Source organism: Clostridiales bacterium FE2011 (assembly GCA_017569305.1).
In the GTDB taxonomy this organism is placed as follows: Bacteria; Bacillota; Clostridia; order Christensenellales; family Aristaeellaceae; genus Aristaeella.
Map to the genome: position 1 here is coordinate 2,537,421 of CP069418.1, position 13,013 is coordinate 2,550,433.

The following is a 13,013-nucleotide window of genomic DNA, read 5'->3' on the forward strand; positions in this document are numbered from 1 at the left end:
ATGACAATCATTACGTTAGGGGTAATTCTGTAAGTTCACATTGTTCGTAATTATGAATTATGAATTGTGAATTATGAATTATTAATAGTTGTGTTTTGCTTCGTCGTCGCCATAGTGGAGGACGCTGTGGGATTTGATGTAGTTGACGACGGAGTCCACGGTGGTGAAGGCCAGGCCGACATGGGTGTCGGCTGCGCCGTAGTAGATGGCGATGCGGCCGGTGTCCCCATCCTGCAGGGTGGCGCAGGGGAAGACCACATTGGGCACGAAGCCGCTGACTTCATAGGGTTCTTCCGGCGTCAGCAGGTAGTTGGCGCAGCGGTACAGCACCTTGCTGGGCTCATTGATATCCAGGATGGCGCCGCCCATGGAATACACAAAGCCGTTGCAGGTGGAGCTGACGCCATGGTAGAACAGCAGCCAGCCTTCGGTGGTTTCAATGGGAGCCGCGCCGGCACCGATCTTGACGCCCTGCCACCATTCTCCGCCGCTGCCCATCACATGGCGGTGTTTGCCCCAGTAGACCATGTCCGGGCTCTCGCTGAGGAAGATATCGCCGAAGGGCGTGTGGCCGCTGTCGGAAGGACGGGAGAAGAGACGGAAGGTTCCGTTGATCTTCCGGGGGAAGAGCACGGCGTTCCGGTTGAAGGGAATGAAGGGATTTTCCAGGCGGGTGAAGGTTTTGAAATCCTTCGTCTTCGCCATGCCGATGGACGCGCCGTGGAAATCGCCGCACCAGATGATGTAATAGGTGTCTTCCACCTTCACGAGGCGGGGATCATAGGCGTAATGGGGCATCATGGGGTTGCCGTCTTCATCGGTGAAGGGAACCTTTTCCCGCTCCACATCCCAGTGGATACCGTCTTTGGAATGACCGAGGTAGACGTAGGGAACGCCGTTGACCTGCTCGCCGCGGAGCACCGCGATGTAGCCGTCTTCCCACGGCACGACGGCGCTGTTGAAAATCCGGGCGATTTCCGGGGTGGGATTGCGGCCCAGCACCGGGTTTTCAGAATAACGCCAGACGGGCGTTTCGGTCTTCAGGTCCGCAGGCCGGTCCTGCCAGGGAATATTGGGGAGGGAAGAGACGTTGAGCATTTTAATATCTGCCATGTGTTTGCACTCCTTTTAGTCAAATTCACAATTCATAATTCATAATTCATAATTACGAATTGCTGAACCAATTGGTCTGATCTGGGGCTTATATAATTACCAATGTGTTGATGATAAACGGCGAATGCAGTGATGAACACTATTCATTATGAATTATGAATTGTGAATTATGAATTCATCAATTCCCGCAGGGGATCTCCGATTCCCTGTAAACGGGCTGTCCGCCGACAACCAGGCGGCCGAAGGGCTTGCGTTCTCCGGCACAGCGCTCCAGCAGGGCTTTGACTGCCAGCTCGATCATGCCGCTGGTATCAATCCGGAAGGTGCTGAGCGGCACATCCCCGGGTCCACCGGCGGGGAAGTCATCAAACCCGGTGACGGAGACGTCTTCCGGAACCCGCAGGCCTTTATCCTGCAGGAGGCGGATCAACATCCGGGCGGTGATATCGCAGTTGCAGACGAAAGCGGTGGGCAGTTCGTCCGGCAGAACCGGATCAACCAGGCCGCCTGTCAGGCCGCGGTCCGAAAGGATCCACTCCTCACGAACCTGCAAGTCGTTGAGCAGCATGGCCCGGTAGTAACCCAGGAAGCGGTCCATGATACTGCTGGTAGCCTTGGTGTTCCCAACGAAGCCGATTTTTGTGTGGCCCCGGCGGATCAGATGGCAGGTGAGACGATAGGCACCGTAGCTGTTGTCGCCGGCCACGGCGTCGGCATTGGCTTGCTCGTCATAAAAATCCAGGAAGACGATGGGAACGCCCGCCTGGGCAATCTTGCGGTAATAGGGCTTGGACGGTTCGCCCAGGAGGATGAGCCCGTCCGCATGGCCGGAGGTCATCAGGTTGGGCAGGGTCAGCTGCTTCTCATTTTCATTGGTCAGAAGTTCCAGCAGGCCGAAATGCCCCATATCCGTCAGCTTTTTGATCAGCTGCTTGCAGATGATGGCGTAATAGGAACCCGGCTCGAAATACCGTTCGGGGATCAGGATGCCGATTTCCAGGTGCTCCCGCAGCACCAGGCGGTTTCCGCGGGGATACTCATAGCTCATTTCATCTGCTTTTTTCAGGATTTTTGAGCGAAGCTTCTCGCTCATGCCGGTTTTACCCGCCAGCGCCTTGGAAACCGTAACCGCGCTGGTTCCCACCGCCTTGGCGATGTCCCGCATCGTTGCTTTCTTCTCTGCCAATTGTTCCAGTCCTTTCTCCTGCTCCGGCGTATTCACCAATCAGCCGGAGGCACATTCTTCCGTTGTGGTACGGGCACTTCCACTCGTCCGCTTCGGGCTTGCCGAGGGAAACCCCGTTTTCATCCAGTTCGTTGAACCATTCGCCGCCGTTCCGGGGATCCACAAAGGCCTTGCGGATATAGTCCCACTGCTGTTCCATCCGCTCCAGCCAGACCGGATCTCCCGTGAGCCGGAGGCCGAAGTCAAAGCCCAGCACGGTTTCCGCCTGGGGCCACCAGGCCCGGTAGGTGCTGGCCTCACCGTTCACGCATTCATAGAGAAGCCCGCGGTCCGAGAGACCGCGTTCCGTGACGCTGCGCAGCAGCTCCAGGCACATGGCCCGGTAAGGGGCGCGATCTTCCGCCTTGAGGATCAGGGTTTCCGCAGCGTCCCAGAGCAGCCAGGAAGCTTCAATATCATGGCCGTAGCTCTGCATGTCCAGCAGGGGGCGCCAGGCGGCGTCGAAAAACACCTCCAGGCGGCGCTTTACCGGATTCATGACCTGATTCAGGCATTGCCGGAGGCCGGCTTTGCCCGCAAGGCGGACCTGCTCATCCGGACGGGCACGGTAAAGCTCCGCATAGGCTTCGATCACATGCAGGAGCGTGTTCATGGTCCGGGAGGCAAGCACCCCGTTCTCGCTCAGCTTTTCATTGGTTTCCGGCGTGAAATCCGCTTTCTGCGCCTCCAGGTAGCCGCCCTTGTCCCGGCATTTGGTTTCGATGATGCGGAACAGGGAACGGGCCCTGTCCAGCGCACCGGGATTGCCTGTGAGCCGGTAATAGGCTGCCAGTCCGTAAACGGCGAAGGCCTGACAGTAGGTATGCTTGGTGGTGTCCGCCGGCTTTCCGTCATAAGTGACAGACCAGAACAGGCCGCCGTTTTCCGGATCCCCGAAGCGGTCCAGGAAACGATAGGCATGATCCGCGTATACCCGCAGGTCCGGCCGTTTCAGCACAGCGGCAGCCGTCGAAAAGAACCACAGGATACGGCTGTTCAGGATGCAGCCTTTGTCTGCTTCCCGGTTCAGCTGTAAATCACTGCCGACATATCCGTAATATCCGCCGTAAGTGTTGTCCAGCAAGGCTTCCCAGAACGGAAGGATTTTCTGCTCCAGGTGTTCGCAGACTTCGGATATAAGCGCGGCCGGTTCTTTGTTAACCATGCTGTTAACCTCACGATTCATTATAAGGAAAAGACGGCTTCTGTCAATTGAAGCAGGGACGGGAATCAGCCCTTCACAGATCCGCTGGCCAGGCCGGCGTAAACCTGTTTCTGGAAGACCAGGAAGATAATGAGACTGGGGATCAGCGTCAGCAGGACGCCGGCGCAGATGATGTTATAGGAGCTCTTGAAGGGACCGGAGAAGGAGTACAGGGCGGTGGAAATGGTGCGCCAGGAGTTGGACTGGAGATAAAGATTGGCGCTGTAGTACTCATTGTAGACGCCCACACCCTTCAGTACGGCCACGGTGATGATGGCCGGTTTGGTCAGGGGCAGCAGGATTTTGAAAAACACCCCGAAGTAGGTGCAGCCTTCCAGCACGGCGGATTCATCCAGCGCCCCGTCCAGGTTTTCAAAATACTGAAGGAAGATATAGATGGAGATGACGTCCGTGCCGCTCATGAGGATCATGTAGCCCACAATGGAGTTCAGGAAGCCCAGGTCCTTCATGATCTGGTAAGTGGTAACCTGCATGGCGATACCGGGGATCAGCGTGGCGATCATGAACAGGTTCCGGATCAGCCCGTTGCCGGGGAACCGGAAACGGTTCAGCACATAGGCCAGCATGGAACCCATCATAACGGAAACGGTGACCACGACGACAACCACAGAGGCGGAGGTCAGGAAGGCGCGGAGCATATCGCCCTGCGTCCAGACCTGGACATAGTTGCCGAAGTTGAACCAGTTCCGCGGGAGCGCCATGGCATTGGTGGTGGCATATTCCTCCGCACCTTTGAAGGAGGTGGTGAAGGAGGACCAGATTGGCAGCAGGGCGATAAAGCAGGCCAGGAACAGGGCAAAGTATTCCAGAACCCTGATCACGGTACGCTTCATCCGGGCACTCCGGTTGGTTTCCCGGACCGCGTGGGTCACAACAGACATTTGCGCGGCCTCCCTTCTTACCACAGCGCCTTGGCCTTGTTGGCCTTGGCGTTGAAGGTGCTGTCGGAATCCTTCATCACATACCGGAAGAACAGGCGCTGCAGCACGGTGAACAGGAGGATCAGCGCCATGAGCACCATGGCCATGGCACAGGCCTGGCCGACCTTCTGGGAAACGTGGGCCATCTGGTGAATCTTGATAAAGAAGGTGGCGGTGCCGTTTGCGCCCATGCTGCCTACGACGTAGGCAGGCTCAAAGGCGGAGAGGGATCCGGTGATGGAAAGGATCAGGTTGAGCATGAACACGGTCTTGATGCCCGGCAGGATGATGGCCTTGAACTGCTGCCAGCGGTTGGCTCCGTCGATGGTTGCGGCTTCGTAAAGCGTGGGATCGATGGAGGCGATGGCACCGATGAACAGCACCATGTTCTGGCCGCAGTATTTCCAGACGGAGGTGAAGACCAGGGACCAGTTGTTGACGCTCTGGTCCCGCAGCCAGTATGGAAGCCGTTCCAGCGGGATCCCGAGGGCCTGCAGGACGCTGTCCAGCACAAAACCGTGGGTGTAGAAATACTTGAAGATGTAGCCGATGGCGATACCGTTGACCAGGAAGGGGAAGAACAGGATCGCCTTATAGATCCCGGATCCCCGGAGCCGCTCCAGGCTGAGGATGGAGGCGAAAAAGAGGGCCAGGGCCAGCTGCACCACCGCGCCGGCCATGTAGTACAGGCTCAGCAGCATGGCGTCCACATACTCGGACTTGGTGAAGATCCGCAGGTAATTGTCGAAGCCAACGATTCCCTTGTCTTTCGTGTAGCTCATGTTGTGGAAGCTGAACTGGATCATTTTCGCGAAGGGAATGTAGGTGAACAGGATCAGCAGGAACAGCGGGACCACGGCAAACAGGAAAATGACCAGCACCTTCTGGGTGTTGATTTTCTTCCTGTGCAGATCCGGCTGCACGGTACTGACGATACTCACTGGAGACGCACCTCCCTGGTGATGTTCGGCTGAAAGAAAGCGGGCCCGGGGGAGTGTTCCCGGGCCCGCCCGGAGGATATGACGGCTATGATGGAAAAACCGTCAATTATGAGGTCTGGGGTATTACTTGACTTCCACGTTCAGGGCAGCCTGCGCGTCGCTCCAGGCGGCGTTCCAGTCAGCCATGATGTCATCGAAAGACTTGTCGTGGTTGAAAGCGTGCTCAATGATTTCCTGCACCTTGGTGTTGCCGCCGTTGTTGAAGTTCAGTTCAGACTCGGCATTCATTTCGCTCAGCAGGGTTTCCTCGCCGGCCACAGCATCGGTGTCGGACAGCATGTCGATGCCGTCGAAAGCAGCGTACAGATCCGGATATTCGCCGTTCTTGTCGATCGGAACGCCGCCTTCGCTGTAGGCGAAGCCGCTTTCATGGGTCAGCCACTTCAGGTAGTACAGGGAAGCCAGCTTCTCCTCGTAGGAGGCCTTGGCGTTGATACCAAAGTTGTAGTCGCCGCCGGCGGGAGCGTACTGCTTTCCGTCGATGGAGACGGGGAACGCCATGTAGCCGACATCTTCCGGATGCTCGCCGCCTTCAGCGTCACGCATCTGGGTGAAGGCCCAGGAACCCAGGACCATGGAGGCGATCTGGCCGTTGTTCAGCATCGGCTTGCAGCCTTCCCAGTCGGTGGTGGTGTAGTCGTCTTCGATCAGGCCTTCAGCCGTGGCGTCGTACAGGATCTTGTAGACGGCGTAGGGGCCGGTGCCGTTGCCCTGGTCCGCAAAGGGATCCTTGGCATGGGCCAGAACACGGTTCATGTAATCAGGATTGCCGGTGGCGGCCACGCCGATGTAGGCATCCCAGGCGCCCATGGTCCAGCCGGCAGCGTAGTTGGTGTACAGCGGGATGGCGTCGGTCTTTTCCTTAACAGCCTTCAGGGCGGCGATGAACTCATCGGGGGTCTTGGGCAGCTCGGTCACGCCGGCTTCCGCAAAGATCCGCTTGTTGTACAGGACGCCGTTGGCATTGCCGGTGGAAGGAACGCCGTAGCAGATGCCTTCGAAGGACTGGGTGCTCATGAAGTTGTAGAGGCTGTCCAGCACTTCCAGGGAGCCCAGCGGTACGAAGTACTTGGAGAGCTCATCCTTCTGGACGGTGGGGATGCCCATGATGGTCCAGTCGGTGTTGTCAACGCGCAGCAGGGCGTTTTCGGCATAGTCGGTGATCAGTTCGTACTCGATCTCCACGTTGGGGTAGATCTTGCGGAACTCTTCCACATAACCGTTCAGTTTGTCCGGAATGTCGGTCCGGTGATAGGCGAAGTGGATTTTTGCGGTCAGATCAGCGTTCTCGCCCAGGACGATCTGATCAAAGGTGGGCAGGGTTTCTTCCGCGGAAGCGAAAGAGGTCAGGCCGAGCAGCATGCACAGAGCCAGAACCAGTGACAGGATCTTCTTCATGATTGGACCTCCTATTAAATAGATGATTTAGTTAGGTTAACAAATTAACCTTGCTTGCTAACATATTAACCAACTGCTCAAAGATTGTCAAGACTGCTCAAATTATGCTAAATCTTGTAAACTAACGTTTGTAAGCCATGTTGACAATCCAAAAAGAACCCGTTAATCAGCTTAAAACAGGTTAACAAATAGGTTAACAAAACACTTGAAATTGATCATAAAATAATATTTATTTTTGGAAAAATACAGACGGGATACAAAAGGACGAATCCGGTATTGACACTGCGTGCGATCCCGTAGTATAGTCATTCCAATCTTTGAGAAAGGAATGCCTTCTCATGCACCGTAACGGAATTGGTTCTGAACTGATTATTATTTCCGCGAGCGAAAAAAAGTACGTCCGCGGTATTTCCGTATACGGTCATTCAGCAGTCGGAGAAGAGCAGCCCGGTATATAAAAACCCGAATCGGCCAGCCGCTTATCTCTGACAGGTAAGCGGCTTTTTTCATACCCGGAAAAGGATCGGGAGAGATACCGCAACACGATAAACAAGCCTTCGTATCCTGTCCCCGGGCGGGGAATGAAAGAAAGGAAAACAGAAAACATGATGATTCAGAACGGCAGGGAAATGAATGACGCTCCGGTAATCCGTCAGGTGACAGATCCGGAGGAGAAGTCCCGGATTGCCTGGGAAATCCTGGAAGCGCTGCCGGAATGGTTTGAGGTTCCGGAATCCCGGGAACAGTATATCCGGGAATGCAGGAAATGGTTCTTTGCAGCGGCTGAACAGAACGGCCGGGTAGTGGGCTTCCTGTGCCTGAAGGAAACGGGAAAGACTACCGTGGAGCTGGCAGTGACAGGCGTACTGAAGGCGCTGCATCGTCAGGGAATCGGACGGGCGCTGTTTGAAGCGGCAAAGGAATACGCGGTGGCCGCCGGATATGAATTCATGCAGGTGAAGACGGTGGCGGAAGGGTTCTATGAGGATTACGACCGGACCAACCGGTTCTATCGGGGGCTCGGCTTCCGGGAACTGGAAGTGATTCCGCAGGTGTGGGACGCAGATAACCCCTGCCAGATTTATGTGATGTCCCTGAAGGGGACTCTTCCGGAACAGATCATGACCCGCCGGAGCTACCGGGGAAAATACAGGCCGGAAAGGGTGCCGCGGGAAGACTTGAAGACGATCCTGGAGGCGGGGCTGGCAGCGCCCTCCGGCTGCAACAAGCAGACCACCAGCCTGATCGCGGTGGACGATCCGGAGATCCTGAAGCAGATCAACGCGGTGATTGACCCTCCCGTCTGCGAGACGGCACCGGCCATGATCTGCGTCCTGTCCCAGCGGATTAACGCATTCCGGGACCGGTGCTTTGCGACGCAGGACTATTCCGCGGCCATTGAAAACATGCTGCTGACGATTTCCTCTCTGGGATACGGGAGCTGCTGGTTTGAAGGACATATTACCGATGAGGACCGGATCTGCGACCGGATCGCGGAAATCCTGAATGTGCCGGAGGGATACGACCTGGTCTGCATCCTGCCGGTCGGAAAGATGGAAGGCGAACCGACTGTACCGAAGAAAAAGCCCTTTGCCGAACGGGCCTGGTTCAACGGATTCGGCAAAACGGAAGAAACGGAGTAATAAAGCCAATGGATGCTTTTGTGAATGAGAAGGATTTTGAACTGCTGGCTGACGACCGGTGTACCTTCCAGGTGCTGGACAGGATTCTGAGGCAAGAATGTGAGCTGATCCGGACAGATCATGAACGCCTGATCCTGTGCCATTCCGCATCGCGCTATCCGGTCTGGATCTGGACGCCGGACGGCCTGACGGAGGCGGAGAAGGAAGCCGCCTGGAAACTGGCATCAGAGTTCCGTCTGGTGGAAGAGGGCTTCGAGATCATCATGAAATACGAGCTGGCGGAATACTTTATGGCCCGCGCGGAAAAGGAGGGCATGAAGATGGGCTGCCAGATGGAGATGATGGCCTATGATTGCCCGGAACCCAAGACACCGGAATTTCCGGCGGACGGGGAACTGTACGAATGCACGCCGGAAGATACGGACGAGGTTGTGAAATTCTTGGGCGGGTTCTTTATGGATTTGGACGGGGAACTGCCGCCGGATGAACGTATCCTGGCCAAAGCACAGGAATACATCGGCAACCGGGCGTTTTTCCAGTGGAAGACGGCGGAGGGCACGCCGGTTGCCTGCTGCTATTACAGGCCGAACCAGGATATGGCCTCCATCGGCGGCGTATGGACCGTACCGGAATACCGCAGGAAGCATTACGCGCAGCAGCTGGTCTATGCCGTGACAAAAAAGATCGCCGGCATGGGGTATCTGCCCATGCTGTATACGGACGCCAATTACGCAGCGTCCAATGCCTGCTATCAGAAAATCGGCTATGAACTGCGGGGCAGGCTGTGCACGATTAAGCGCATGGAAGAAAAAAAGATGATATAATCACGGAGGCAAAAAGATGTTTTATGATACAGAGGATCTGCAGGACGGGGCAATCCGGCTGCAGCTGGAAAGAACCGCAGAGGGGTATCCGGAGAAAGGCTGGGTACCGGCTTACTACTTCGGAATCTGCCTTCCGGACGGAACGCGGATCGGGCAGTGCGACCTGCGGATCGGCCACAACGACCGGCTCTACATCGGCGGGAACATCGGCTATGGGATCGATGAAGCCTACCGGGGACACCATTACGCGGCAAAAGCCTGCGGGCTGCTGTTCCGGCAGGCCCGGAAGCATGATCTGGGGTATGTGATTATTACCTGCGATCCGACCAACACCGCTTCCTCGAGAACCTGCGAGCTGGCGGGCGGAGAGTATCTGGAAACGGCGGATATTCCGGAAGACCATGATATGTATGAAAGGGGACTGCGCCAGGTTATGGTTTACCGCTTTGACCTGGACCGCGGGGAAAACGAAGATGGAACGAACTGAACGGGTGATCCTGACCAATCTGTGCATGATCCAGGACGGCACAAAGGTGCTGGTACAGGAAAAGGTGGGCAAGGATGCCGGCGGGATTATTTTCCCCGGCGGCCATGTGGAGGAACATGAACCCATCGTGGACTCGGTGATCCGGGAAATGAAGGAAGAAACCGGACTGACGATTGAGAGCCCGAAACTGTGCGGGATCAAGGAATGGATCAATGAGGATGGAAGCCGGTACCTGGTCTTCCTGTTCAAAACCGACCGGTTTTCCGGAGAACTGGTTTCCTCTGACGAGGGAAAGGTTTTCTGGATGGAAAAGGACAAGGTGCTTGAGTCCCACTGGATCTGGGAAATGGATAAGCTGATGCGGATCATGGCGGACGGGGACTATACGGAACTGTTCTTTGATCCGGCAGACGACTGGAAACCGGTGCTGAAATAATACCGGAGGAAACAGAAATGAGCATTTCCTACAGAAAACTGACAGAAAACGACCTGGAGACCTTTATCCGGATGCGGATTACGCAGCTCCGGGAGGAAGGCGCAACGGAGGACGTGGACCTGGTGCCGCCGCTGATGGATTACTATCACCGGCACCTGGCGGACGGAACCTATGTGTCCTGGCTGGCACTGGACGGGGAGAAGATCGTCGGCACCAGCGGAATGTCCTTTGTGGAGAAACCGCCGTACTTCAGCTGCCCCAGCGGGCGTATCGGCCTTCTGTCCAGCATGTACACCGATCCGGAATACCGGCGTATGGGCATCGCGAAGGAGCTGCTCCGTCGGGTGACGGAAGAAGCCCGGGCATACGGCTGCGGATGCGTGCAGATTACCGCCTCCGACATGGGCGTGCTGCTGTACACGGACTTTGGATTCAAGAAAAACGGAAACTTTATGCAATATAACCTGTAAGGAGGACCAGAACATGATCACCGATTCTTTTGATAACCTTTCCCAGGCCATCATCAATCCGGTACGGAAGGAGAACGCCCCGGCGGTGGACGCCTGCATCGTGACGTTTTCCCATGAGATAGAGAAATACGTGGCGGAGAATTATGCCTCCGGGGAGATCACTTCCCTCTGGTGCGCCACAGGAAGGACGCCGGTTTACCTGATCGAGAAAAACGGCAAGCGGTTTGCCTTCTACAAAACCTATGTGGGCGCGCCGATCACCGTCGGCCTGATGGAGGACGCCGCGGCGGAGATGGCTTGCGACAGGTTCATCCTCTTCGGTGGGGCAGGCTGCCTGAACAAGGAAATCGCCCACGGCAAGGTGATGGTGCCGACCGCCGCCTACCGGGATGAAGGTACCTCCTACCACTATGCCCCGGCTGCGGACTACGTGACCGTGGGCAAATCTGATACGGTGGCGGAATTCATGAAGACGAACGGCATCCCCTATGTGCTGGGGAAAACCTGGACTACGGATTCCTTTTACCGGGAAACGCGGAACAACTTTGAGAAGCGGAAGGCAGACGGCTGCATCTCCGTGGAGATGGAGTGCGCCGGCGCACAGGCGATGTGTGACTTCAGGGGACTGGAACTGTATCCCTTCTTCACAAGCGGTGACCTGCTGGACGCGCCGGAATGGGACGACCGGGGCAAGGATTACAAGGACGGCGGCCAGCATGACGTGGGCCACTTCAGCATCGCCCTGGCCCTGGCGGACTATATTTCACAAAAATAATTTCCGCAGGGTGTAACATTTACCGCTTTTCATTCGTAATATCAGTGAAGAAGGCAGGTGGAAGGGATGACCGGGGAGCAGGAACTGGTAAGACTGCTGAAGACCGGCAGCGCGGACGCGTTTGAACAGATGATCACACGCTGTCGTGCCGGAGCAGAAGCCTATGCCTGCAGCCTCCTCCATGATTCCCAGGCCGCCGAAGACGCCGTACAGGAAGCTTTCTCCAGACTCTATGTCGTCCGGACAGACATCGATGAAAACCGTTCCTTCTCCGCCTATCTGTACACGATCGTAAAACGGATCTGTATAGACGAGCTGCGGAAAAAGAAACGCTTCCCGGATCTTCCGGGAGAGCTGCCCGATCCGCCGGTTCCCTCGGCGGAAGCGGAATACATCAACCACTGGGACCGGCTGAACCGGATCCACATGCTGGCTGAACTGGATGAGACGGACAGGAGACTGCTGACAGCTTTCTCACTGGAAGGGAAGACCACGAAAGAGATCGCCGGGGAAATGAACATGACCGACGGTCAGGTGCGGGTCCGGCTGCACAGGATCCGCAGAAGAATCAGGAAAGGAATGAAAGACGATGCGTGATGAGTATCTGAACCAGATTATCCGGCGCGGAAACGAACTGGCAGTGCTGGAACATGCCGCACTGTCTTATCCGAAAAACACCTCAGTAATCCGCTGGGCGGTGGCTGCCGCCTTCGGGATGCTGGTGACCTTTCTTCCTTCCGTCTGTACAGCACACGCCTTCTTCCAGATGATGTGAAAGGCGGAAACTATCCATGGAAGAAAAGCATAACAATAACGAAAAAAAGCAGGTAAAAAAGAAATCCCTGGCACGGGAAATCCTGGAATGGGTGCTGACCATTGTGCTGGCTGTCGTGATCGCGCTGCCGATCCGGGCTTTTGCGTTTGAGATGGTCCGGGTGGACGGGGAATCCATGAACAGCACCCTGGCCAACGGGGAAATCATGTTTGTGTCCAAGTTTGACTACGCGACCACCTGGCTTTCCTTCCCGTGGCAGGATAACAGGACCAAGGAGCAGGCAACACGCATCACCACCGGCGGCAATCCCCAGCGGTTTGACGTGGTGGTCTGCCGGTATCCGGGACGGGGCGACACCAACTTTGTGAAGCGGGTGGTAGGCCTGCCTGGAGATACGGTGGAGGTTCGGGAAGGCTACCTGTACGTGAACGGAGAGAAGTATGACGAGCCGTATATCAAGGACGAATACCGGACCGGCCGGCTGAACAGCTTCGGCCCGTACGAGGTTCCGGAAGGCGAATACTTTGTAATGGGCGACCACCGGAACAATTCCAATGACAGCCGCATGCAGGGATCCCTGCCGCGAAACATGATCATCGGGCACGTGCGCACCGTGCTGTATCCCTTCGGCGAAATCCGGGGAATTGAATAAAAAAATGGCATCGCTTTGAGGCGATGCCACTTTTTTTACTTAAAACTTAAAACTTAAAACTTAAAACTT

15 protein-coding genes are annotated in these 13,013 nt (G+C 56.1%); 9 read left to right on the forward strand and 6 right to left on the reverse strand.

Annotated features, from left to right (window positions below; translation table 11 throughout):
• Positions 1-81 precede the first annotated feature (81 nt).
• The 6 genes from JRC49_11410 to JRC49_11435 all read right to left on the reverse strand — a co-directional run bounded on the left by JRC49_11410 (position 82) and on the right by JRC49_11435 (position 6,882).
• Positions 82-1,113, reverse strand: a complete 1,032-nt coding sequence (locus JRC49_11410; GenBank protein QTE70404.1) for a glycoside hydrolase family 130 protein — start codon at positions 1,111-1,113, stop codon at positions 82-84.
• Between the two features lie 178 nt (positions 1,114-1,291).
• Entirely contained in the window at positions 1,292-2,299 is a 1,008-nt protein-coding gene (locus JRC49_11415; GenBank protein QTE70405.1) for a LacI family DNA-binding transcriptional regulator, read from the reverse strand.
• Positions 2,214-3,503 carry an AGE family epimerase/isomerase gene (locus JRC49_11420; GenBank protein ID QTE72870.1) on the reverse strand — a complete coding sequence of 430 codons (1,290 nt, stop codon included), beginning with the start codon at positions 3,501-3,503 and terminating at the stop codon, positions 2,214-2,216. The genes JRC49_11415 and JRC49_11420 overlap by 86 nt, the downstream gene beginning before the upstream one ends.
• Positions 3,504-3,568: 65 nt before the next feature.
• Complete coding sequence (locus JRC49_11425) at positions 3,569-4,444, reverse strand: carbohydrate ABC transporter permease (GenBank protein ID QTE70406.1); 876 nt, start codon at positions 4,442-4,444, stop codon at positions 3,569-3,571.
• A 17-nt stretch (positions 4,445-4,461) separates the two neighbouring features.
• Positions 4,462-5,289 (reverse strand): sugar ABC transporter permease, encoded by an 828-nt coding sequence (locus JRC49_11430; GenBank protein QTE72871.1) that lies wholly within the window; start codon positions 5,287-5,289, stop codon positions 4,462-4,464.
• Between the two features lie 258 nt (positions 5,290-5,547).
• On the reverse strand, positions 5,548-6,882 hold the full coding sequence (locus tag JRC49_11435) for a carbohydrate ABC transporter substrate-binding protein (GenBank protein ID QTE70407.1): 1,335 nt from the start codon (positions 6,880-6,882) through the stop codon (positions 5,548-5,550).
• 605 nt (positions 6,883-7,487) lie between these two features.
• Between JRC49_11435 and JRC49_11440 the strand changes: the two genes are divergently transcribed.
• The 9 genes from JRC49_11440 (at position 7,488) to lepB (ending at position 12,944) form a co-directional block, all read left to right on the forward strand.
• Positions 7,488-8,525 (forward strand): GNAT family N-acetyltransferase, encoded by a 1,038-nt coding sequence (locus JRC49_11440; GenBank protein ID QTE70408.1) that lies wholly within the window; start codon positions 7,488-7,490, stop codon positions 8,523-8,525.
• Between the two features lie 8 nt (positions 8,526-8,533).
• Positions 8,534-9,349, forward strand: coding sequence for a GNAT family N-acetyltransferase (locus tag JRC49_11445; protein ID QTE70409.1), 816 nt, complete (start codon positions 8,534-8,536; stop codon positions 9,347-9,349).
• 16 nt (positions 9,350-9,365) lie between these two features.
• Entirely contained in the window at positions 9,366-9,836 is a 471-nt protein-coding gene (locus JRC49_11450; protein ID QTE70410.1) for a GNAT family N-acetyltransferase, read from the forward strand.
• Positions 9,823-10,272, forward strand: a complete 450-nt coding sequence (locus JRC49_11455) for an 8-oxo-dGTP diphosphatase (protein ID QTE70411.1) — start codon at positions 9,823-9,825, stop codon at positions 10,270-10,272. Before JRC49_11450 ends, JRC49_11455 begins: the two co-directional genes overlap by 14 nt.
• Positions 10,273-10,289: 17 nt before the next feature.
• Positions 10,290-10,742, forward strand: coding sequence for a GNAT family N-acetyltransferase (locus JRC49_11460; GenBank protein ID QTE70412.1), 453 nt, complete (start codon positions 10,290-10,292; stop codon positions 10,740-10,742).
• A 13-nt stretch (positions 10,743-10,755) separates the two neighbouring features.
• Positions 10,756-11,517, forward strand: coding sequence for a nucleoside phosphorylase (locus tag JRC49_11465; GenBank protein ID QTE70413.1), 762 nt, complete (start codon positions 10,756-10,758; stop codon positions 11,515-11,517).
• 66 nt (positions 11,518-11,583) lie between these two features.
• A complete protein-coding gene (locus tag JRC49_11470; GenBank protein QTE70414.1) occupies positions 11,584-12,114 on the forward strand; it encodes a sigma-70 family RNA polymerase sigma factor in 531 nt (176 codons plus the stop codon).
• Positions 12,107-12,292, forward strand: a complete 186-nt coding sequence (locus JRC49_11475; protein QTE70415.1) for a hypothetical protein — start codon at positions 12,107-12,109, stop codon at positions 12,290-12,292. Before JRC49_11470 ends, JRC49_11475 begins: the two co-directional genes overlap by 8 nt.
• Before the next feature lie 16 nt (positions 12,293-12,308).
• Positions 12,309-12,944 carry a signal peptidase I gene (gene lepB, locus JRC49_11480; GenBank protein ID QTE70416.1) on the forward strand — a complete coding sequence of 212 codons (636 nt, stop codon included), beginning with the start codon at positions 12,309-12,311 and terminating at the stop codon, positions 12,942-12,944.
• Positions 12,945-13,013: the final 69 nt, after the last annotated feature.

What these genes read in the sequence shown, in the direction of transcription:
- JRC49_11410 (QTE70404.1), bottom strand. Translation starts at nt 1,113, where the DNA reads ATGGCAGATATTAAAATGCTCAACGTCTCTTCCCTCCCCAATATTCCC.
- JRC49_11420 (QTE72870.1), bottom strand. Translation starts at nt 3,503, where the DNA reads ATGGTTAACAAAGAACCGGCCGCGCTTATATCCGAAGTCTGCGAACAC.
- JRC49_11425 (QTE70406.1), bottom strand. Translation starts at nt 4,444, where the DNA reads ATGTCTGTTGTGACCCACGCGGTCCGGGAAACCAACCGGAGTGCCCGG.
- JRC49_11430 (QTE72871.1), bottom strand. Translation starts at nt 5,289, where the DNA reads ATGATCCAGTTCAGCTTCCACAACATGAGCTACACGAAAGACAAGGGA.
- JRC49_11435 (QTE70407.1), bottom strand. Translation starts at nt 6,882, where the DNA reads ATGAAGAAGATCCTGTCACTGGTTCTGGCTCTGTGCATGCTGCTCGGC.
- JRC49_11440 (QTE70408.1), top strand. Translation starts at nt 7,488, where the DNA reads ATGATGATTCAGAACGGCAGGGAAATGAATGACGCTCCGGTAATCCGT.
- JRC49_11445 (QTE70409.1), top strand. Translation starts at nt 8,534, where the DNA reads ATGGATGCTTTTGTGAATGAGAAGGATTTTGAACTGCTGGCTGACGAC.
- JRC49_11450 (QTE70410.1), top strand. Translation starts at nt 9,366, where the DNA reads ATGTTTTATGATACAGAGGATCTGCAGGACGGGGCAATCCGGCTGCAG.
- JRC49_11455 (QTE70411.1), top strand. Translation starts at nt 9,823, where the DNA reads ATGGAACGAACTGAACGGGTGATCCTGACCAATCTGTGCATGATCCAG.
- JRC49_11460 (QTE70412.1), top strand. Translation starts at nt 10,290, where the DNA reads ATGAGCATTTCCTACAGAAAACTGACAGAAAACGACCTGGAGACCTTT.
- JRC49_11465 (QTE70413.1), top strand. Translation starts at nt 10,756, where the DNA reads ATGATCACCGATTCTTTTGATAACCTTTCCCAGGCCATCATCAATCCG.
- JRC49_11470 (QTE70414.1), top strand. Translation starts at nt 11,584, where the DNA reads ATGACCGGGGAGCAGGAACTGGTAAGACTGCTGAAGACCGGCAGCGCG.
- JRC49_11475 (QTE70415.1), top strand. Translation starts at nt 12,107, where the DNA reads ATGCGTGATGAGTATCTGAACCAGATTATCCGGCGCGGAAACGAACTG.
- lepB (QTE70416.1), top strand. Translation starts at nt 12,309, where the DNA reads ATGGAAGAAAAGCATAACAATAACGAAAAAAAGCAGGTAAAAAAGAAA.